A 21,105-nucleotide genomic window follows, 5' to 3' on the forward strand; every position below is an offset into this window, starting at 1 on the left:
CTGCGTGCCTGCCGGCTTTAACGGGGAACCCCTGCACGTCGCGGTCAGTAGGTGATGGTCACGGTGATCCGGTCGGCGTAGTTGCCGGCCACCGGCAGGGCACCGGTGGTGGCGGGAGCGCGCCCGTAGATGGTGACCTGTTGCGCCACGCCGGTGCCGGTGCCGGCCACCACGTCGGTGCCCACGGTGTTGCCCCAGCGCTGCAACCGCGCGCTGTCGCGGTACAGCTCATACGGAATGAACGCCGTGGTGGTCGTCGCATGGCGCATGCGTCGGGTGCTGCCGGAGGCATACAGTCCATTATCCAACGACACGTTGAAGGCGGTACGGCGCACGCAGGTCAGGGTCAGCTGGGCGGTCTGGTTGATCGGCGTGGCGATCCGTCCTGCGGCCGTGCCGAACTCCATGTCGGTCACCAGGTAGCTGCCGCACTGCGGCAGCACGGTGGCGGTGGCGGTGAACGGGAAGGCGTTGCTGGCGCTCTTGCGATTGGTGGCGACGGCGTCGGTGCAGCTGCCCGGCATGGTCGGGGTCCCGAGCAGCACCTCGTTGTAGGCGTAGGTCAGGGTCACGTTGCCGGTAGTGAAGGCGCTGCTGTAGCTGCCGGTGGCCAGTGTCTGGTTGGCCGGGACCTGCCCGTAGACCGTGGTGGTGATGCTGCCGCTGCCGCCCAGCAATGGCGCGGCGTAGCTCAGCTGCAGGTCCTGCGCGGGCGGCGAGCCAGCCTGCAGCAGCCCCCAGGGCACCTGGCGGGCGGCATCGGTGTACAGCTGGAACGCCAGCGGGTCTGCAGTGGCGTTGGTCATCTGCCGGGTCGGCAGCACCGCGGTGGAGGCGCTGCCGCTGCCGATGCCCACGCACAGGCGCACCCGCACGTTGGCCAGCAGGGTCAACCCGCCGGTGGTGCAGGTGATGGTCACGCCCATGTTGGCCGGCGTGGCCGACGCGGCCATGTTGGTGATGTTGCCAAAGGCCACCGCCGACGCGGTGGCGGTGCAGGTGGTATCCGCGCGTGCAGCGCCAGGCCAGGCCAGCAGCACCAGCAGCACCAGCAGCCCGGCCGCCCATGCACGGATCATCGGGTCTCCTGCGCTGGCAGCGGCGTGCAGGTCACCGGGCCCAGGCGCGGGATCGCGCCGCTGGCGGTCACCGGCGGCGGGCTGACCTGCAGTTGGCACGGGCCCTCCGGCGTGGTCACCTGCAAGCGGCCATCGGCGGGCAGGTCCTGGAGGTACACCGCACCGTCATAGCCGACCAGCGCTTCACCCTGCTGTCCGAAGCGGACCACGCTGCCGACCGGCAAGGCGACGCCGGCGCGGTCCTGCGCTACGAACTGCACGGCACGGCTGCGACGCAGGCCGAAGCTGACCCCAAGCCCGGCACCCTGGCTGGGCGTGACCCAATCGTCGACCCGCTCGGCGGCGATGTCGGCCGGCAGCCCCATGGTGTCGATCGACAGCCGGTTGCGCTGCCAGGAAAGCAGCGGACTGACCAGCAACAGGCCGTTGCGGTCGGTGACGCCGATTTCCCGGTTTTCCAGGCGTACCGGCACCCCGGCGATGCCGCCGGTGGACACCACCGCGAACGCATCGTTGACTTCGCGCGCGGCAAACACGTGGCCGCCCATCCACACCAGTGCGCCGCCGGCGTTGGCATAACCGTAGGTGCTGTCGCCCTCGTGCACCGCGCCCACCGAATAGCGCCCGGTAGGGGTCAGCCAGCCGGCCTCCGCCAGGCCGCCGGTGCCGCGGTCGCCCTGCCGGGCCTGCACCCGCCAGCCCATGCCATTGCCGCCGCCGTCGCCCGGTACCGGCTGTGACACGTCCACGCTGTACAGCTGTTCGCCGCCGTTGCGTTGTACGGCCACGCTGGCCTGGCGGTTGTTGCCCAGGGTGGCGGCGAGCGAAACGTAGACGCTGCGGTCGCTGCTGTCGCCCAGGTTCTGGTTGGCCGATACATACGCCGACCAACGCTGGGCGAAGCTGCGCGACCAGAACAGGCTGGCATAGCGGTCGTCCTGCCCATCCGGTTGGCGCAGCCGCAGGTAACTGGCACTGACCGCGCCGAAGCGCTCCAGGCTGACCCCGAAGGTGGCCTGTTCGGTGATGTCTGGCGGCAGGCTGTCCTGCAGGGCGCCCAGGTCGCGGTAGTCGCCGTGGCTGCGTCGGCTCAGCAGGTTCACGTTGAACCGGCGGTTGTTCCAGTTGTAGCCGACCGAATACTGGCCGCCCTGCAGATCGCCGTACTGGCTGCGTGCATAGGCGGCGGTCAGCACGCCCGCGCGGCCCGCCAGCCAGCCGCCGCCGAAGCCGGCCTGGTGCAGGCCGCCACCGGCTTCGGCGTGGGCTTCGGCCGTGAACCGGTCAGTGACGCCGTGGCGCCAGGTGGCGCTGACCAGGGTGCGGTCGTCGTAGGCGAACGAGCGCACGCCGTAGTCTTCGCGCAGTCGCCCCACGCCCACCGACCAGTCGGTCAGCCCGCGTGCCAGCAGCTGCTGGGTGCCGTAGAAGTCGAAATCCACCGTGCGGCTGCGGCCGAACGCATCGGTGATCACCACCTGCGCGGTGCCGGTGCCGCTGATCCCGGGCTGGGTGGCCAGCTGGAACGGCCCCACCGGGACCTCACCGCTGTACTGGCGCAGCCCGTCCACGTACAGCTCCACGTTCGAAGGCACCACGGCCTGGCCGAGGAAGCTCGGCGTCGGTGACAACACGCGATAGGGTTGCAGGCCGTAGTTGCGCCCTACCTGGATGCCGCCCATCCGCACCGGTCGGCTCCAGTCCAGGAAGCCGCTGTAGAAATCGCCGACCTCAAGGCTGACCGCCTGTTCCGGGAAATCCAGCGTCCAGCGTGTATCCAGGCGCACGCTTTCGCTGCGCCAGCGGCGCGCATCGCCGTCCTGGAAGCGGCGCTGCAGCGAGAGGTTGGACAGCGTGCCGCGGCCGACGCCGAACACCCGCAGTTCCGAGGTGAGGGCCAGGCTGGACTGGTCTTCGACATGGGTGGCGTACAGGTCGTAGTTGAGCAGTACGCCGGGCGAGGCGCTGGCACGGGGGATGTCGTTGGCCCGGGCGCCGATGGAGGCGGTGGGCAGGTCCAACTGGTCCAGCGGGGCATCGATGGCCAGGGTCTGCACGCGGGCGTCGTAGCGCACCTGCACGCCGACCAGCTGGTCCAGGTAGACCGGCGCCTCGCCCCGGGCAGGGAAGCCCAGCTGGCGCAGCACCTGGGGCAAGGCCTGCAGGCGGCCGTGCTGGTCGATGAAGGGCAACAGCCCGCGCGGCGCCTGGTTCAGGGTGACTTCCAGGTACAGCGACTGGCTGGCAGTAAGCGGAGTCGGCGGTGGCAGCATCGCATCGGGCATCGCGCCGGCGGCGACCACGTCCGCCGCCTGGGCGCTGATCGGCACGAGCCCGAGCAGGATGCGCACGGCCGCCTCAGCGAGCCGGTGGCGTCGCGGGCAGCGCGGTCTGTGCCGGTTCGCCATTGATCTTCGCCGAGAACGTGGGCGCCTCGGGCAACGACGCGGTGTCCAGATTCCAGTGCATCACCTGGCCAGGCAGAACGTAGCCGACCAGCCCGGGGCGCAGGATGCGTGGGCGCTGCGGGTCGCCGATGGCGACGTCGGCCAACTGCGCATAGCCATCGCCTTCGTTGCGCACCTCCAGGCCGGGGGTGCCGTCGGGCATCGGCAGCGCGCGGGCGGCCAGCCGCGGCTTCAGGCCATCGGCATCGGCCGGTTGCAGGAACAATGGCACCGAGTAGCGCAGCACGAACTGCATGCCGCGCGCATCCGGGTCCAGCCGCGGCAGTTCGTCCACCACCACCCGGTAGGCCTGCTGGGCGGCGCTTTCGGCCGGTGCCATGCGCACCAGGCGTACCAGCTGCTGCTGGCCCGCAGCGAGGTCATGTACCGGTGGACTGGGCTGGATGTCCTGGGTTTCCACCAGTTGGTCCTCGCCATCGGCCTGCTGCCAGCCGAACACTCGGATCTGCACTTTCATCGGCGCGGTGCCGGTGTTGGTCAGCCAGAGGGCCTCGCTGGTCTGCGCGGGGCGCAGTTCCAGCCGGGTCGGCGCTACCTGGAGGCTGGCGGCGATGGCGGCGGCAGGAAACATCGGCGCGCACAGAGCCAGCAGGCCGATGGATGCCCATCGGCGCTTGGTCGGGGTCATCACGGTCACCCTCTTCAGTAGGTGATCGTGGCGGTGACCGTATCCAGGTAGGAACCGGCGGCTGCGTTGTTCACGCTGGGATTGAGTACCCGGCCGTAGACGTTGTAGGGCTGCGGAGTGCCGTTGCCCACCGCTGCCACGGTGTTGGTGGCGGTGGTCGCGCCCCATACGTTGGTGCGTCCGGCGTCCTGGTACAGCTGGTAGCCGACGAAGTTGTTGGTGGTCACCGCCGCATCGGTATGCCGCATCCGGCGCGTGGTCACGTCACCGGCGGTCGCGGCATTGCTGCCTGCGTTGAGCGCGATGGAGTAGGGGGTCAGTGCCGAGCACTGGGCGGTGATGGTGCCCTGCGCCAGTACCGGGGCGGTGGCGGTCGACGCGACCGTACCGAAATCGACGTCGGTCGGCGCGGCGGCGGCGATCGTGCAGGAGGTGGTGATGGCGATGCGGACGTTGAAGGTCACGCTGTTCTGCGCGAAGGCAGGGGCGGCCGCGAAGGCCAGGCAGAGGGTCAGGCCACTGAGGGCAAGACGGCGAGAACTACGTGAAGAGCGCATGGGCGGGATCTCCTTGGACCCTTCAGGGTCCTGAACCGAAACGATGCAGTCGAACGCGTTGCTACATGACGTTTATAAGCGCAAAACCGTGGTCGGAGGGTGACGGGTGGCCGACGGCCGTCACACTTTTCGTTGCCCGCTCCGCGTCGGACCCTCAACCCCGGCTGTCGCAGATGCAACGGACCCGTTCAGCATCGGGCCCGGATCGGCGATAATGGCGGGCATGAGCGTAAATCTGAAAACCCCCCAGGAAATCGAGTTGATGCGCGAGGCCGGGCGGCTGGCCAGCGAAGTGCTGGACATCGTCACGCCCTTCGTCAAGCCCGGTGTCACCACCGAAGAGCTGGACCGCATCTGCCACGACCACATCGTCAACGTGCAGAAGACGATCCCGGCCAACGTCGGCTATCGCGGCTTCCCCAAGAGCGTATGCACCTCGGTCAACAACGTGATCTGCCATGGCATCCCCAGCGAGGCCAAGGTGCTCAAGGACGGCGACATCGTCAACATCGACGTCACCGTGATCAAGGATGGCTGGCACGGCGACACCAGCCGCATGTACTACGTGGGCACGCCGTCGGTGATGGCCAAGCGCCTGGTCGATGCGACCTATGAAGCCATGTGGCGCGGCATCCGTGCGGTCAAGCCGGGCGCCACGCTGGGCGATATCGGCCATGCCATCCAGAGCTACGCCGAAAGCGAGCGCTTCAGCGTGGTGCGCGAGTATTGCGGCCATGGCATCGGCAAGGTCTACCACGATGAGCCGCAGGTGGTGCATTACGGCCGCCCGGGGCAGGGCCTGGTGCTGCAGCCGGGCATGACCTTCACCATCGAACCGATGATCAACGAGGGCACCCGCTACAACAAGGTGCTGCCGGACGGCTGGACCGTGGTCACCAAGGATCGCAAGTTGTCGGCGCAGTGGGAGCACATGATCGCGGTCACCGAGACCGGCGTGGACGTGCTGACCCTGTCGCCGGGCGAATCGCAGGTCGCTTGACGATGCTGCCGGCGGGTTCGTTGCTGGACACGCCGGCTTCGTCGGTGCCCGATGCCGAATGGGCTGCCGCGGCGCGCCAGGCGCTGCAGCAGGCCGATGCGCGCCTGCACCGCCGCTTCGACCAGGGCGATCGGATCGAACGCCTGCTGGCGCTGCGCGCGCGCGCCGCCGATCATCTGATCCGCCTCGCCTGGCAGCGCTGCATGCCGGCCGGGCAGGCACTTTCGCTGTTTGCGGTGGGCGGGTACGGGCGCGGGGAGCTGTTCCCGCATTCGGACATCGACGTGCTGGTGCTGGGCGAAACGTCGGCCCAGCACGCCGCCGAAGCCGGGCTGTCGCGCCTGTTCGCGCTGCTGTGGGATTGCGGCCTGCCGGTCAGCCATGCAGTACGCTCGCTGCAGCAATGCCGCGACGCCGCCGCCGACCAGACCGTGCTGACCGCGCTGATCGAAGCGCGTCCGCTGGTCGCCGCCGAAGGCGCGCGCCGCGCGCTGCGCCAGACCATCGACGATGGCGCGCTGTGGCCGCCGCGTGCCTTCTTCCTCGCCAAGCTGGACGAACTGCGCACGCGGCATGCCCGCTTCGGCGATACCGCCGACAACCTGGAGCCGGACCTGAAAGACGGCCCCGGCGGGCTGCGTGACCTCAATACGCTGGGCTGGATGGCGCTGCGCGCCTTCGGCGTGAGCGAGCTGGAGGCGCTGGTCGGCCTCGGCCACCTCGGCGCGGACGAGGCAGTGGCCCTGCAGCGCGAGCGTGGGGTGCTGGCAGGGCTGCGCTACGGACTGCATCTGGTGGCCGGCCGCCCTGAAGAGCGGCTGCGCTTCGACTACCAGAAGACCCTGGCCGCGCGGCTGGGGTTCGAAGACGATGTGGAAAGCCTGGGCGTCGAAAAAATGATGCAGGGCTTCTACCGCGCCGCATCGGTGGTGCGGCGGATCAGCGACCGGCTGCTGCAGCGCTTCGAGGAACAGTTCGATGGCGAAGCGGTGCCCGAACCGCTGACGGTCGGCTTCTCGCTGCGCCGCGGTTACCTGGCCGCCAACGATGCGGACTGGCCACGCGGGGACATCGGCGAAGTGTTCGCGCTGTTCTCCAGCTGGGCCAACAACAGCCAGGTGCGCGGCCTGCATTCGCTCACTGCGCGCGCACTGGCCGAAGCGCTGCCGCAACTGCCGGATTACCAGCACGCCTGGCCACACACGCGGCAGCAGTTCCTTTCGCTGCTGCGCCAGCCGCGGCCGGTCGATACCCTGTCACGGATGGCGCGGCTGGGCGTGCTCGGCCAGTGGATCCCGGCCTTCGCCCAGGTCAGCGGGCGGATGCAGTTCGACCTGTTCCATGTCTATACGGTGGACCAGCACACGATGATGGTGCTGCGGAACATGGGCGAGTTTTCCAGCAGCAAGGCCGCTGAACGTTTCTCGATCGCCCATGAGGTATGGCCGCGCCTGCGCAAGCCCGAACTGCTGCTGCTTGCCGGGCTGTTCCATGACATCGCCAAGGGGCGCGGTGGCGACCATTCCGAGCTCGGCGCGGTGGACGCGCGGGAATTCTGCCAGACCCTGGAAATGAGCCTTGCCGACACCGATCTGGTGGCCTGGCTGGTCGAGCAGCACCTGCGCATGTCGGTGACCGCGCAGAAGCAGGACATCTCCGATCCGGCGGTCATCCATCGCTTCGCCACGCTGGTGGCCAGCCGCGAACGGCTGGATTACCTGTACCTGCTGACCTGCGCCGATATCGCCGGCACCAGCCCGAAGTTGTGGAATGCATGGAAGGACCGGCTGCTTGCCGACCTCTATTTCGCCACCCGCCGCGCGCTGCGCGAAGGCCTGGAGCCGCCGCTGCCGGCCGCCGAGCGGGTGATCGAGGCGCGTGAGTACGTGCGCCAGCTGGTGCGCGAGCAGGGCTATGACGATGCCACGATCAACCGCCAGTTCGCGGTGATGCCCGATGAAGGTTTCATCCGCCTGCGCCCGGAGCAGCTGGCGTGGCAGGCCGGTGCCCTGGTGCCGGTCCGCCAGGGCCACACCCTGGTGAAAGTGCGCCCGATCAGCCCGGACGACCCGGCGCTGGAAGTGTTCGTGCATTCGCCCGACCGCGATGGCCTGTTCGCCGCGATCGTGATGACGCTGGACCGCAAGGGCTACGGCATCCACCGTGCGCGCGTGCTGGATGGACCTTCCGACACCATCTTCGATACGTTCGAAGTGAATCCGGCCGACAGCTTCGCCGACGGCGACCCGCTGCGGCTTGAGGCCGCCCTGCGCGAGGCGCTGTCCGGCGACCTGTCGCGGTTGCGTCCTTCTCGGCGTGCGATCCCGCGCCAGCTGCGGCACTTCCGCTTCGCTCCGCGCATCGAGTTCCGCGACGAAGCGGGCGATGCCGCCGGCACCCGTTTCAGCTTGGTCGCGCCCGACCGCCCCGGCCTGCTGGCCGATGTGGCGCACGTGCTGCGCAACCAGCGACTGCGCGTGCATGACGCGCGCATCGCCACCTTCGGCGAGCGCGCCGAAGACACTTTCGTGATCACTGACGAACACGACCTTCCCCTGGATGAAACCGCCAGGCAGCAGCTGCAGGACGCCATGCTGTCCTGCCTGGACCCAGACCGAAACACCGGAGATACCCACTGATGGCCACCAAGCCGACCAAGAAAGCTTCACAACAGCCGAAGGCTGGTCAGAGCGCCGCTGCCAAGACCGTGGCAACCAAGAAGAGCACCGCCGGCAAGACTGTGGCCGTCAAGCAGACGGTGAAAAAGGCGGCGGCCAAGCCTGCCGTTGCGAAGAAGGTCCCGGCGGAGAAGGCACGCGCGGAAAACATCGCGCGCAAGTCGCTGCGCAAGCCGCCCGCCGTGGGCGTGGAAGAGCTGAAGTTCGGCATCGAGAGCGCCTTCGAGCGCCGTGCCACGCTCACCCTGCATGAGCTGGAAGGTTCCACCAAGCCGCTGGTCGGCCGGGTCATCGATGGGCTGGAAAGCGGCGAATTCCGCGTCGCCGAGCCGGACGGGCACGGCGGCTGGAAGGTCAACGAATGGTTGAAGAAGGCCGTGCTGCTGTACTTCCGCGTCAACGACATGGCGGTGGTCGATGCGCGCCCGGCGCCGTTCTGGGACAAGGTCGAATCGCGCTTCGCCGGCCATGACGAAGCGAAGTTCCGCCGCGCCGGCGTGCGCGTGGTGCCGGGTGCGATCGCGCGTCGCGGCACGTATTTCGGCAAGGACGTGGTGCTGATGCCGAGCTTCACCAACATCGGCGCCTACGTCGGCGAAGGCACCATGGTCGATACCTGGGCCACGGTGGGATCGTGCGCGCAGATCGGCCAGCACTGCCATCTGTCCGGCGGTGCCGGCATCGGTGGCGTGCTGGAGCCGCTGCAGGCCAGCCCGACCATCATCGAAGACCATTGCTTCATCGGCGCGCGTTCGGAAGTGGTGGAAGGCGTTGTCGTCGGCCATCACAGCGTGATCGGCATGGGCGTGTTCCTCAGCCAGAGCACCCGCATCTACAACCGTGCCACCGGCGAGATCAGCTACGGCTACATCCCGCCGTACAGCGTGGTGGTGTCCGGTTCGCTGCCTTCGGCCGACGGCACCCATTCGCTGTACTGCGCGGTGATCGTCAAGCAGGTCGACGCGCGTACCCGCAGCAAGACCAGCGTCAACGACCTGCTGCGCGGCCTGGCTGACTGACCGCGATGACCACCACCGTGCATGGATTGAAGAACTGCGATACCTGCAGGAAGGCCACCAAGTGGCTGGACCGTTTCGAGGTGCCGTATACCTTCGTCGACTACCGCGAGAACAAGCCGTCGCCTGAGACCTTGGTCGACTGGGCCAGCCAGGCCGGTGGCTTCCCCGCGCTGGTCAATAAATCCTCCACCACGTGGCGGCAACTGCCGGACAACCGCAAGGCGGCCGGTTCGGATGCCGAATGGAAGCTGCTGCTGCGCGAGTACCCGCAGCTGATCAAGCGGCCGCTGGTGGTGACCGACGATGGCACGGTCAGCCAGGGCTTTTCGGACAATGGCTTCAAGCAGCGCTTCGGAGTGGGCGCGTGAGTGCGGTGCTCGACCTGGCCTGCGACCTGATCGCACGGCCGTCGGTCACCCCCGACGACGCGGGCTGCCAGCAGCTGCTGGCCACGCGGCTGCAGGCCGCTGGCTTCCAGTGCGAGCACCTGCGGCTGGGCGAGGTCGACAACCTGTGGGCCACCCACGGCAGCGGCGGACCGGTACTGGTACTGCTCGGCCACACCGATGTGGTGCCGACCGGGCCGGTGGCGGACTGGGCCAGCGATCCGTTCGTGCCGACCGTGCGTGATGGCGTGCTGTACGGCCGCGGGGCGGCCGACATGAAGGGCAGCGTGGCCGCCTTCGTGGTGGCGGCCGAGCAGTTCGTTGCCGCGCACCCGGAGCATCCGGGCACGCTGGCGGTGCTGCTGACCAGCGACGAAGAAGGCGATGCGATCGACGGGGTGCGTCATGTCGCGCGGCTGTTCGCCGAACGTGGCGAGCGTATCGATTGGTGCATCACCGGCGAACCGTCATCGACTGCGCGGCTGGGTGACCTGTTGCGGGTCGGTCGGCGCGGCAGCCTGTCCGCGCGGCTGCTGGTGCAGGGCGTGCAGGGCCATGTCGCTTATCCGGACAAGGCGCGCAACCCGATCCACCAGGCCGCGCCTGCATTGGCCGAGCTGACGGCCCGGCGCTGGGACGAGGGCTTTGAAAGCTTCCCGCCGACCAGCCTGCAGGTGTCCAACGTGCATGCGGGAACGGGTGCCAACAACGTGATTCCCGGCCAGCTGCAGGTGGACTTCAACCTGCGCTACAACCCGCATTGGAACGCAGACAAGCTGGAGACGGAGATCGCTGCGCTGCTAGACCGGCACGGGCTGGAATACACCGTCAAATGGCATCGCAGCGGTGAGCCGTTCCATACCCCGGAAGGCACGCTGCGCCGGGTGGCGCGTGAGGTGCTGGGCGAATTCGCCGGTGCGCCGCCGGAAGAAAGCACCGGTGGCGGGACCTCGGATGCGCGGTTCATCGCGCCGCTGGGCGCGCAGTGCATCGAAGTAGGACCGGTCAACGCCAGCATCCACCAGGTGGACGAGAACGTGCGCGTGGACGACCTGGAGCAGCTGCCGGCGCTGTACCAGCGGCTGATTGAACGCCTGTTGGCGTGAGGTGGGTCGCCCCGGGCGATGCTCGGCGGCTCCTTGCAACGGGCGCGCGGATGCATCTCGCCGAGCATGGCTCGGCGCTGCCGCCGATAGCGCCTAGGCCACCACCAGGCCGAACGCGGCCAGCGCCGCGGCGGCCTGGCGCTGCGAAATCACCGCCTTCCGGAACAGCTTGGCATCCATCACGTTGAGCCCGCTGATGTCGGTGCCGCGCAGGTCGGCACCGTCGAAACGGGTGAGCCGGGTCTGCGCATTGCGCAGGCTGCCGCCGTTGAACACGGCATCGCGGAAGTCGCAGCCGGACAGTTCCGCGTCGGAGAAATCAAGGCCGTGCAACTGCGCTTTGCGGAACGACAGGCCGCGCAGGTCGGCGCTGACCAGCAGGCAGTCGCGGAACTCCAACGCCCACCCACCTGCCTCCTGCAGGTGGGCCCCGGTCAGCTTGCAATCCTGGAACTGCACCGAGGACAACGTGGCGCGCCGCCAGTGGCTGTTGTTGAGATCACAGTGCGAAAAGCGCGAGTCACTCAGCAGGGCCGAGCTGAAGTCGCACGCCGCGCCACGGCACTTGCTCCACTGGCTTTCCTCCAGCGACGCCGCCAACCAGTTCGCCCCCGCCAGCGAGCACTGGATGAACTGGAATCCGTCCATGTCCAGCCGCGAAAAGTCGCCGTGGTCGAACGTGCAGCCTTCGAAGATCGCCGCGCGTGGATGCGCGGCGATGATCGCCTGCATGCGTTCCCGGGTGAGGATTTCAGCACGGAAGATGGGGGTTTTCATGCCGCCATTCTGGGTGATGGGCAGCGCACGCAGTAGTCTTGAGCATTGCGCCGGAGTGTGTACAACGTTGCCTGCTACGCGCTTACTCGAAGGTCCAGAACGGCGGTGCGATCGCCTCGCGCCAGTAGGATTCGGCTGCCATGTAGAAACCCTGTGCCTCGGCCTGGGCGAACCATGCCGCCGCTGCCTCCACGTCCTTGGCCAGTCCATCGCCACCGCGGCCGACGGCCAGCCCGGCCAGGTACTGGCCATACACGTTGCCCTGGTTGCCAGCACGTGCGTACCAGCGCAATGCTTCGGCCTTGTCCTGCACCACGCCGATGCCGGCTTCATGCAGTGCGCCTAGGTCGACCTGGGCCTCGGCGTCGCCGCGCGCGGCGCGGCGCTGGATGCCGGCGATGACCGGGTTGGGTGACGGGCCGGGAGCGATCGGCTGGCCGTGCGCTGCCGAGCCGCTGGTCGCCTCGCGCAGCGGCTTCAGTTTGTACAGTTCACGCAGGTACACCGCCGAACGCAGCCGCCAGCGCAGCGCGCCGGTCATGTCGCCGCGACCCTCGTACCAGCGCTCCAGGTCGTGCATTGCATAGGGCGAGCCGTGGTAGGCCGCGCTCTGGAACCAGTGGAACGCCTTGCGCGGTGATGCCTTCATGACCACGTCGGCGGGCTTCTGAGGTTCGTCGCTGCTGTCCAGGCGGCCGCGCGCGTACAGCGTGCCGAGCGTTTCCTCCGCACTGGTGCTGTGGTGCGTGCGCGGGGTCGTCGCGGCCGCGCGCGCATACCAGTCCAGCGCGCGCGGATCATTCCAGCCCTGGTACATCCGGGCCACGCGCAGCGCCGAGTCGAAACGGCCATCGGCGGCCGCAGCGAGGGCATCGCGCTCGGTGTCGCTGGGTGGGCGGGTCGGCGTGCTGGCACAACCGGCCAGCGCGAGCAGTGCCAGCGCGTGCAACAGCGCGCGGCGGGGGAAGGGAATCATCCGTGAAGTCCTGCAGGGGGCGGGAGATTATCCGCGACGCCGACCGCGTGGCGGCTGAACGCGCACGCAGGAACGGTTGCCATCGCAACAGTTGCGCCGCCGCCGGAACCCGGTTACGGTCGATCCATGTCCCTGCTCCCCGCCACCGCCGTCGGCAATACCAACCGCAATAACCTGCGCGCGAATAATCGTGCGCGGCCGATGCGGGACTGCGCCCTGGGTAGATAGGACACTACACACCCGGACACCAGAAAACCCGCATCGACCGATGCGGGTTTTTTTTGTGCCCGGGAAACCTCCCGGGCCAGGCTGGCCGGTCGAACACCCCCGCCACGTATAGACCCCAAACAGGAGCTTCCCCCCATGTGTTCGATCTTCGGAATATTCGGCCTGCAGGCCGGCGATGACCTCCCCGCGCTGCGCCGCCACGCATTGGAATCCTCGCAGCGCCAGCGCCACCGCGGCCCGGACTGGAGCGGTGTCTACCTGGACGACGGCGCGCTGCTGGTGCATGAGCGGTTGGCCATCGTCGATCCCGCCGGTGGCTCGCAGCCGCTGCTGTCCGAAGATGGCGGCCTGGCGCTGGCGGTCAACGGCGAGATCTACAACCACCAGCAGCTGAAGGCCGGGTTGGACCAGCCGTACGCGTTCCAGACCGGCTCGGATTGCGAGGTGATCAACGCGCTGTACCGCCAGGGTGAACCGTCGCAGTGGCTGGAACGGCTCAACGGCATCTTCGCCTTTGCGTTGTGGGACAAGGCGGCTGGGCGGGTGCTGGTGGCGCGTGATCCGATCGGCGTGGTGCCGCTGTACTGGGGCCACGATGCGCAGGGGCGCCTGCGCGTGGCCTCCGAATTGAAGGCGTTGGTGGATACCTGCGCCGATGCCGCGCAGTTCCCGCCGGGCCATTACTACGACAGCGCAACCGGCGCGCTGGTGCGTTACTACCAGCAGTCCTGGCGCGAGTACGACGCGGTGCAGGGCAAGCCGGTGGACCTGGCCGAACTGCGCGAAGCGTTCGAGCGCGCGGTGGAGCGCCAGCTGATGAGCGATGTGCCTTACGGCGTGCTGCTGTCCGGTGGCCTGGATTCCTCGCTGGTGGCCGCGGTGGCCGCACGCTATGCGCGCCGACGCATCGAAGACGGTGGTGAGAGCGAGGCGTGGTGGCCGCGGCTGCATTCCTTCGCCATCGGCCTGAAGGGCTCGCCTGATCTCGCCGCCGCCGCCATTGCCGCCGAGGCGCTGGGTACGGTGCACCATGGCTTCGAATACACCTTCGAAGAAGGCCTGGACGTGCTGCCGGAGGTGATCCGCCACATCGAGACCTACGACGTCACCACCATCCGCGCCTCCACCCCGATGTTCCTGCTGGCGCGCCGGATCAAGGCGATGGGCGTGAAGATGGTGCTGTCCGGCGAGGGCAGCGACGAGATCTTCGGTGGCTACCTGTACTTCCACAAGGCGCCGGATGCACGTGAGTTCCACAGCGAGCTGGTGCGCAAGCTGGATGCGCTGCACAACTACGACTGCCTGCGCGCCAACAAGTCGATGATGGCCTGGGGCGTGGAGCCACGCGTCCCGTTCCTGGACCGTGAGTTCCTGGACGTGGCGATGCGCTTCGATGCCGCGCACAAGATGGTCGGCAGCGAAGCCTCCGGTGGCCGCCGGGTGGAGAAGGGCGTGCTGCGTGCGGCGTTCGAAGGCTACCTGCCGGAGAGCATCCTGTGGCGCCAGAAGGAGCAGTTCAGCGATGGCGTGGGCTACGGCTGGATCGACGGGCTGAAGGCACACGCCGAAGCGCAGGTCAGCGACCGTGTGCTGGCTGCCGCCGACAAGCGCTTCCCGCACAACCCGCCGCAGACCAAGGAGGCGTACTACTACCGCCACGTGTTCGAGCAGTACTTCCCCAGCCATGCGGCGGCGGAAACGGTGCCCGGCGGCAAGTCGATCGCCTGTTCGTCACCGGCGGCGATTGCCTGGGATGCCAGCTTCGCCGCTGCGGCGGACCCGTCCGGCCGGGCGATCGCCGGCGTGCACGAAGCCGCACTGGCGTAATGCACGGCTAGCCCGCCAGGCGGGGAAGTCAGCGCGCAGGCCGCAGGGTCAGCGTGTGCTGGCTGGGGCCCGGCAGGAACGGGGTCGGCCGCCCGTGCACATGATCTTCGTGTCCGGCCGCCCAGAACGGGGACAACGGGTGGCCGCTCTGGCCACCCGGCATATGGATGATGCCCTGGTCTTCGTGGCCGGGGGACACCACCATCCGCTGCGAAGCGCCGAAGCCCGGTCCCTGCACGCGCGGCATGTTGTTGTCACCGGGCAGCGGCTCGGCCGGCATGCACAGCCAGCGTCTGGCGATGGCCGGCAGGGCACGGCTGATCGGGTGGCAGATCGCGGCGGTATTGCGCTCGCCCCAGCTGCGTTCGGCCAGTGGTCCCTGCGCGCCCAGGTCCGCTTCCAGGCGCTTGGCCGTGTCGGCCAGCAGCGCGTCCCAGCTTGCGTGGCCAGGCGGCAGCAGGTGCGCCGGGCGCTGGGTGACCAGCGGCCACAGCACGCTTTCGAACTGCGCCAGCCGCGGCTCCAGCCAGTCATCGCCCAGCGTCTGTCTGGCCGGTGCCAGCATCGCGCCGGAGACCTCGTCCAGCAGCATCCCGCGGAAGCCGCGCACCACCCGGTAGCTCACCGAGTCCACCGAAGCATGGCCGTCCCAGGTGCGCGTGACGACCTCCAGCCGCTGCAGTTGCGGATCATTGGAGCCCACCACTACCTGGCGCAGCAGTTGCCACCAGCGTTGCAGGAACAGCGCGCGGTCATCCAGCTGGATCGCCAGCAGGCCCGCTTCGCTGAAACGTTCGCTGGCCTGCAGCGCATCGCGGATCTGTGCCCCGCGCGCGCCGAGGTCGTAGCCCCCGTCACCGGCCACGGCCAGTGCCTCGCCGTCCATGACACGGCCGTTGGCCGTCCACAGGCGGTGGCTGGGTGGATCAACCAGCGAGGGCGCCGCATCACTGCGGATTCCCCATGCCGGGCACCCATCGGCCGCAGTGGTGCGCATGTCGGTGGGCGCGCAGCCGGCGGCACGGTCCGGGCGCGCCCCCAGCACCCGCCAGCCGATGCGTCCGTTGCGGTCGGCCAGGAGCAGGTTCTGCGCCGGGATGCGGGTGTGGTCGGCAACCTGCAATGCCTGGTCGATGTCGGCCACGCGTGCCAGTCCGGTCAGCGCCAGGCTGACCGCACCGGGTTGGTGGGCAACCCAGCGCAGCGCATCGCCGCTGCCATCAGCGCGCTGGTGCAGCAGCGGACCCCATGCGCTTTCGCGCACGATGAAATCCACCGGCGGGGCACCAGCCACCTCGATCTTTTCGTGGTACTCGGCCAGCTTGGTACCGGCTGGCACCGGCCGGAAATCGGCAGTGTCGATGTAGCTGTTGGTGAACCCCCACGCTACGTATCCGTTGCTGCCGACGATGATCGCCGGCAGGCCGGGGAGCGAAAATCCACTCACGTCGACTTTTCCGCCGGGGGCCTGCGGATCCGGGTAGCGCAGGCGCACGCGGAACCAGATGTTCGGCGCGCGCAGGCCCAGGTGCATGTCGTCGGCCAGGATCGCGCGGCCATCGGCGGTCAGCGCCGCGCCCACGGCGAAGTTGTTGCTGCCTTTGACATCCGTATCTGCCACGGCAGCGGCAGGCGCGGCAGGCTGGCCACGCAGGTCCAGCACATCGGCGGCGGGCAGCCGTGCATCGCCCCGCGGCCCGCCCATCAGCGGCGCATCCCAACTGCTGCCATCGTGGCTCAGCAGCGCATACAGCGCTGGCGGCACCACCGCACGCAGGCGGCTGTATGCCAACTCGCTCTGGTTGCCTGGATCCTGCAGGTCGGCATACATCGCATAGCCGGTCAGCAGGCTGTCGCTGGCCTGCCACGGCGCAGGCTGCTGGCGCAGCAGCAGGTACGGCCAGGGGCGCACGCGCAGGCGGGCGATGCCTTCATTCACGCCCTCCACGTAAGCCTGCAGTTCGGCGCTCACCGGTTCCCGTGACGCGCGATGGCGCAGGCGATGCACGCGCATCCGCTTGTCCGCCTCCAGCGCGGCCGGGCCGAACAGCACCGACAGCTCGCCAGCGGCACTGCGGCGCATCAGGTCCATCTCGAACCCGCGTTCCTGCGCATGCACCTGGCCCAGCGCGCGCATCACATCGCGCTCGCTGGCGCCTTCGATGGTGACCACGCCCAGGCGGTCGCGGCTGACGGTCACCGGGGCCTGCAGTCCGCCCAGGACCTGCTCGCCATCCAGCGGCGCAAGGCTTCCGCGCAGCAGCCACCACCCGGCCAGGCCGAGTCCCAGGGCCAGTACCAGCAGCAGCCAGAACAGCCGCATCAACCATCGACGCATGGGACGCTTCCTTGCAGGAGAGGAGGGTGGGACGAGTCTAGCCAGCCGGTGTGGCAGATCGCAGACGTGACGCGACTGCGATTGATTCCGATTAGATCACGGGATTTCCGGATAGGGCACCATGGCGCCATCGAGTCAAAGGAGCATCCCCCATGAAAGGCAATCCGGACGTCATCGCCTGCCTGAAAGAACTGCTGCGCGGCGAGCTTGCCGCCCGCGACCAGTACTTCATCCATTCCCGCCGCTACGAGGACCAGGGCCTGTTCGCGCTGTACGAACGCCTGAACCACGAAATGGAAGAAGAAACCCAGCACGCCGATGCGCTGCTACGCCGGATCCTGTTCCTGGGCGGAGACCCGGACATGCGCGCGCATGCCTTCGAACCCGGCAAGACCGTGGAAGAGATGCTGCGCAAGGACCTGGACACCGAGTATCTGGTGCGCAACAACCTGGCCGCCGGCATGAAGCTGTGCGAAGCCAACGGGGACTATGTCAGCCGTGACATGCTGCTGGTGCAGCTGAAGGACACCGAAGAAGACCATGCCTGGTGGCTGGAGCAGCAGCTGGGCCTGATCCAGCGCATCGGCCTGGAGCTCTACCAGCTGAGCAAGATCGACGGCAAGGGCGCTGCCGCGCACTGACCTCGCAGCCAGCCAGCTTCGCGCCAGCCAGCAACGAAAAAGCCGGGGATTTCCCCGGCTTTTTTTTGTCCGATCGCGGAGGGTGGGTGGCGCCGGGCAGGGCCCGGCGCTACCTCGCTCAGTCCACCGAAAGTCCTTCCACCTTCTGCCAACCGCGCGGCAGAAGGTGTCCACGCGTGGCGCGCGAACCCAGGTAGGCGTCCAGCTCGCTGAACTTCAGGCCCATGGTGCGCTGGCCGCTGCGTACCTGCAGGGTCTGGCCGGGGCTGATCGCCACCACCGCCACCACCCGCTCGGTGGCCAGCTTGGCCTTGGGGATCTCGATGATCTTGTTGCCCTTGCCCTTGTCCAGTTCCGGCAGGTCACTGGCGGCGATCGCCAGCAGGTTGCCCGAACTGGTCACCGCCACGATGCGGTCGGTGTCCACGTTGGCCACCAGCGCCGGCTGCAGCACCGAAGAGCCCGATGCCAGGTTGAGCATCGCCTTGCCGGCCTTGTTGCGGCCGATCAGGTTCTCGAAGCGGGTCACGAAGCCATAGCCGTGGGTGGAGGCCAGCACGAAGCGGCCGTTCGGTTCGGCGCTGGCGAGGGTGACGAAGCTGGTGCCGGGCGCCGGCGAGAAGCGGCCGGTCAGCGGTTCACCGTTGCCACGTGCCGACGGCAGGGTGTGCACCGGCGTGGAGTACGCGCGGCCCTCGCTGTCCAGGAAGGCGACCTGCTGGGTGCTGCGTGCACGCACCGAAGCCAGCATGCTGTCGCCGTCGCGGTAATTCATCGACGACGCATCCACGTCGTGGCCCTTGGCCGCACGGATCCACCCCTTCTCCGACAGCACCACGGTCATCGGCTCGCTGGGCACCAGCTCGGTTTCGTCGATGGCCTGGGCGGCCGTGCGCTGCACCAGCGGCGAACGACGGGCATCGCCGAACTTCTTCGCATCGGCGGTCAGTTCGTCCTTGATCAGCTTCTTCAGCTTGGCCTTGCTGTCCAGGATGCCGAGGATCTTGTCGCGTTCCTTGGCCAGCTCGTCCTGCTCGCCGCGGATCTTCATCTCTTCCAGGCGCGCCAGCTGCTTCAGCTTGGTTTCCAGGATGTACTCGGCCTGGTCGTCGGACAGGCCGAAGCGCGCGATCAGCGCGGCTTTCGGCTCGTCTTCGGTACGGATGATGTGGATCACCTCGTCCAGGTTGAGGAAGGCGACCAGCAGGCCTTCCAACAGGTGCAGGCGACGCTCCACCTTCTGCAGGCGATGCTGCAGGCGGCGGGTCACGGTGCTGCTGCGGAAGGCCAGCCATTCGCTCAGCAGGGTCTTGAGGTTCTTGACCTGCGGGCGCCCATCCAGGCCGATCACGTTGAGGTTGACCCGGTAGCTGCGTTCCATGTCCGTGGTGGCGAACAGGTGGCCCATCAGCTGGTCGGCGTCGACCCGGTTGGAGCGCGGCACCAGCACCACCCGCACCGGATTGGCGTGGTCGGATTCATCGCGCACGTCCTCGATCCACGGCAGCTTCTTGGCGCGCATCTGCGCGGCGATCTGTTCGATCACCTTCGACGGCGAAACCTGGAAGGGCAGGGCGTTGACCACCACGTTGCCGTTTTCCTTGAGGAAGGTCGCGCGCGCACGCACGCTGCCATGGCCGGTTTCGTACATGTGCAGCAGGTCGGCGGCCGGGGTGATGATCTCCGCGTTGGACGGATAATCCGGACCTTTCACGTGTTCGCACAGGTCGCGCACGCTGGCATCGGGATCTTCCAGCAGGTGCAGCAGGGCGCTGACGATCTCGTTGAGGTTGTGCGGCGGCACGTCGGTGGCCATGCCCACGGCAATGCCGGTGGTGCCGTTGAGCAGCAGGTGCGGCAGCCGCGCCGGCATCCAGGTCGGCTCCTGCAGGGTGCCGTCGAAGTTCGGCGTCCAGTCGGTGGTGCCGTGGCCCAGTTCGCCCAACAGCACTTCGGCGATCGGGGTCAGCTTGGATTCGGTGTAACGCATCGCCGCGAAGGATTTCGGGTCGTCGCTGGAACCGAAGTTGCCCTGGCCTTCGATCAGCGGATAGCGGTACGAAAACGGCTGCGCCATCAGCACCAGTGCTTCGTAGCAGGCACTGTCACCATGCGGGTGGTATTTACCGATGACGTCGCCGACGGTGCGGGCGGACTTCTTCGGCTTGGAGGCGGCGTTCAGTCCCAGCTCGCTCATCGCATAGATGATGCGGCGCTGCACCGGCTTGAGGCCGTCGCCGAGGAACGGCAGCGCACGGTCCAGCACGACGTACATCGAGTAGTCGAGGTAGGCGCGCTCGGCATACTCGCGCAGCGGCAGTTGTTCGAAGCCGTGGAAGACGGGGCGGGCAAGATCGGTCATGCGGGGTTGTTACCTGTGTTCGGAGGCGGCGACGGCCGTCGCCCTCGCAATGCGTTGATTATCCGGATGCGGCCGGAGAAGCCAAGCCACGCGGCGGATCCAGTCCGCGCCCGGCGCGCGCCAGGTAGCGTCCCGGTGGTACCCCGAAGTGGCGGCGGAACACGGTGACGAAGGCGCTGGAGCTGCTGAAGCCCAGTGCGTGGGCGATATCGGACACCGCGCGGCCTTCGCTGAGCTGGCGCAGCGCCTCGGCCAACCGCGCCTGCTGGCGCCAGTGGGCGAAGCTGAGCGTGGTCTCCTCGCGGAAATGGCGGGTCAGCGAACGGGTCGACAGGCCCGCCCACGCCGCCCACTGCGCCAGGCTGCGGTCATCGGCCGGTTCGGCCAGCAGCTGCGAGGCGATCTTCAGCAGGCGCCGGTCGCGCGGCATCGGCAGGTGCATGCGCTGGCGCGGGGCGGCGCGGATTTCGTCCAGCAGCACCTCGATCAGGTGCTGCTGGCGGGCGCTGGCCGCATCGGCGATCGGCCAGTCGCAGACCCGCAGCGCCACGGCCTGCAGCAACGGAGAAATGCCGATCACGCAGGGGTCGGCGGGCAGGTCATGGCACAGCGCCGGCGCCAGCACCATGCCCCAGCCGCGCAGGGGCCCATCGATGGCCACCGTGTGCGGTTCGGCGGCGGGCATCCAGCCGGCCGATCCGGGCGCCAGCGACCAGGTACCGTGGCGGGTGCGGGTGGTCAGCAGGCCGCTTTCCACGCAGATCAGCTGGGCACGGCCGTGGGTATGCCAATCCACCTCGTTGGCCAGCCCGGTCGGGCTGTCGATGCGGAAGCCCACTACCGGCAGCCCGTCCTCGCGTTCGAACCACTCCAACGCGCTGTCACGCAGCAGCTGTCTGGCGGCTTCGGTATCTGGACCTTGGCGCACATGGGCCGGCGGCATTGGCTGGAAACTGTCATTCATTGGCTGGATTGTACTACCCGGCCACTCCGGACGCCCGTTAAGGTAGCCACCTTCGCGATCACGCCCATTGC

General features: G+C 68.2%; 16 protein-coding genes. 7 read left to right on the top strand and 9 right to left on the bottom strand.

The window, feature by feature from the left end; all coding sequences use genetic code 11:
* Nucleotides 1-44 precede the first annotated feature (44 nt).
* The 4 genes from ABB28_RS06485 to ABB28_RS06500 are packed head-to-tail and all read right to left on the bottom strand — an operon-like array spanning nucleotide 45 to nucleotide 4,732.
* Nucleotides 45-1,079 (bottom strand): Csu type fimbrial protein, encoded by a 1,035-nt coding sequence (locus ABB28_RS06485; RefSeq protein WP_057507863.1) that lies wholly within the window; start codon nucleotides 1,077-1,079, stop codon nucleotides 45-47.
* Nucleotides 1,076-3,430 (bottom strand): fimbria/pilus outer membrane usher protein, encoded by a 2,355-nt coding sequence (locus ABB28_RS06490; protein ID WP_057507864.1) that lies wholly within the window; start codon nucleotides 3,428-3,430, stop codon nucleotides 1,076-1,078. The genes ABB28_RS06485 and ABB28_RS06490 overlap by 4 nt, the downstream gene beginning before the upstream one ends.
* A 7-nt stretch (nucleotides 3,431-3,437) precedes the next feature.
* Complete coding sequence (locus ABB28_RS06495) at nucleotides 3,438-4,175, bottom strand: fimbrial biogenesis chaperone (RefSeq protein WP_057507865.1); 738 nt, start codon at nucleotides 4,173-4,175, stop codon at nucleotides 3,438-3,440.
* 14 nt (nucleotides 4,176-4,189) lie between these two features.
* Nucleotides 4,190-4,732 carry a Csu type fimbrial protein gene (locus tag ABB28_RS06500; RefSeq protein WP_057507866.1) on the bottom strand — a complete coding sequence of 181 codons (543 nt, stop codon included), beginning with the start codon at nucleotides 4,730-4,732 and terminating at the stop codon, nucleotides 4,190-4,192.
* A 223-nt stretch (nucleotides 4,733-4,955) separates the two neighbouring features.
* On the opposite strand from ABB28_RS06500, the gene map reads away from it, so the two are divergent.
* From map to dapE, 5 genes are read left to right on the top strand one after another with little or no spacing between them, the layout of a single operon-like run.
* Entirely contained in the window at nucleotides 4,956-5,732 is a 777-nt protein-coding gene (gene map / locus ABB28_RS06505; RefSeq protein WP_042613845.1) for a type I methionyl aminopeptidase, read from the top strand.
* A gap of 2 nt (nucleotides 5,733-5,734) precedes the next feature.
* Nucleotides 5,735-8,371 carry a [protein-PII] uridylyltransferase gene (locus tag ABB28_RS06510; protein ID WP_057507867.1) on the top strand — a complete coding sequence of 879 codons (2,637 nt, stop codon included), beginning with the start codon at nucleotides 5,735-5,737 and terminating at the stop codon, nucleotides 8,369-8,371.
* Nucleotides 8,371-9,429, top strand: coding sequence for a 2,3,4,5-tetrahydropyridine-2,6-dicarboxylate N-succinyltransferase (dapD, locus tag ABB28_RS06515; RefSeq protein WP_057507868.1), 1,059 nt, complete (start codon nucleotides 8,371-8,373; stop codon nucleotides 9,427-9,429). Before ABB28_RS06510 ends, dapD begins: the two co-directional genes overlap by 1 nt.
* A gap of 5 nt (nucleotides 9,430-9,434) precedes the next feature.
* The gene (locus ABB28_RS06520; protein WP_057507869.1) at nucleotides 9,435-9,797 is read left to right on the top strand and encodes a Spx/MgsR family RNA polymerase-binding regulatory protein; all 363 of its coding nucleotides are present in this window, start codon (nucleotides 9,435-9,437) and stop codon (nucleotides 9,795-9,797) included.
* A complete protein-coding gene (gene dapE / locus ABB28_RS06525; RefSeq protein ID WP_057507870.1) occupies nucleotides 9,794-10,921 on the top strand; it encodes a succinyl-diaminopimelate desuccinylase in 1,128 nt (375 codons plus the stop codon). Before ABB28_RS06520 ends, dapE begins: the two co-directional genes overlap by 4 nt.
* Before the next feature lie 93 nt (nucleotides 10,922-11,014).
* Here the strand turns inward: dapE and ABB28_RS06530 are convergent, their stop codons facing one another.
* Entirely contained in the window at nucleotides 11,015-11,698 is a 684-nt protein-coding gene (locus ABB28_RS06530) for a pentapeptide repeat-containing protein (protein WP_057507871.1), read from the bottom strand.
* Between the two features lie 82 nt (nucleotides 11,699-11,780).
* Nucleotides 11,781-12,674 carry a tetratricopeptide repeat protein gene (locus tag ABB28_RS06535; RefSeq protein WP_057507872.1) on the bottom strand — a complete coding sequence of 298 codons (894 nt, stop codon included), beginning with the start codon at nucleotides 12,672-12,674 and terminating at the stop codon, nucleotides 11,781-11,783.
* Nucleotides 12,675-13,037: 363 nt separating this feature from the next.
* On the opposite strand from ABB28_RS06535, the gene asnB reads away from it, so the two are divergent.
* Nucleotides 13,038-14,729 carry an asparagine synthase B gene (asnB, locus tag ABB28_RS06540; RefSeq protein ID WP_057507873.1) on the top strand — a complete coding sequence of 564 codons (1,692 nt, stop codon included), beginning with the start codon at nucleotides 13,038-13,040 and terminating at the stop codon, nucleotides 14,727-14,729.
* A 28-nt stretch (nucleotides 14,730-14,757) separates the two neighbouring features.
* On the opposite strand, the gene ABB28_RS06545 is transcribed toward asnB, so the two are convergent.
* A complete protein-coding gene (locus ABB28_RS06545; RefSeq protein WP_057507874.1) occupies nucleotides 14,758-17,067 on the bottom strand; it encodes a penicillin acylase family protein in 2,310 nt (769 codons plus the stop codon).
* 152 nt (nucleotides 17,068-17,219) lie between these two features.
* Between ABB28_RS06545 and bfr the strand changes: the two genes are divergently transcribed.
* Complete coding sequence (bfr, locus tag ABB28_RS06550) at nucleotides 17,220-17,708, top strand: bacterioferritin (protein ID WP_057507875.1); 489 nt, start codon at nucleotides 17,220-17,222, stop codon at nucleotides 17,706-17,708.
* A 118-nt stretch (nucleotides 17,709-17,826) separates the two neighbouring features.
* On the opposite strand, the gene parC is transcribed toward bfr, so the two are convergent.
* Together parC and ABB28_RS06560 are read right to left on the bottom strand one after the other, a co-directional pair.
* On the bottom strand, nucleotides 17,827-20,070 hold the full coding sequence (parC, locus tag ABB28_RS06555) for a DNA topoisomerase IV subunit A (protein WP_057507876.1): 2,244 nt from the start codon (nucleotides 20,068-20,070) through the stop codon (nucleotides 17,827-17,829).
* Nucleotides 20,071-20,128: 58 nt separating this feature from the next.
* The gene (locus tag ABB28_RS06560; RefSeq protein ID WP_057507877.1) at nucleotides 20,129-21,034 is read right to left on the bottom strand and encodes an AraC family transcriptional regulator; all 906 of its coding nucleotides are present in this window, start codon (nucleotides 21,032-21,034) and stop codon (nucleotides 20,129-20,131) included.
* Nucleotides 21,035-21,105 lie beyond the last annotated feature (71 nt).

The sequence above is a fragment of the Stenotrophomonas chelatiphaga genome (assembly GCF_001431535.1).
Taxonomy (GTDB): Bacteria; Pseudomonadota; Gammaproteobacteria; order Xanthomonadales; family Xanthomonadaceae; genus Stenotrophomonas; species Stenotrophomonas chelatiphaga.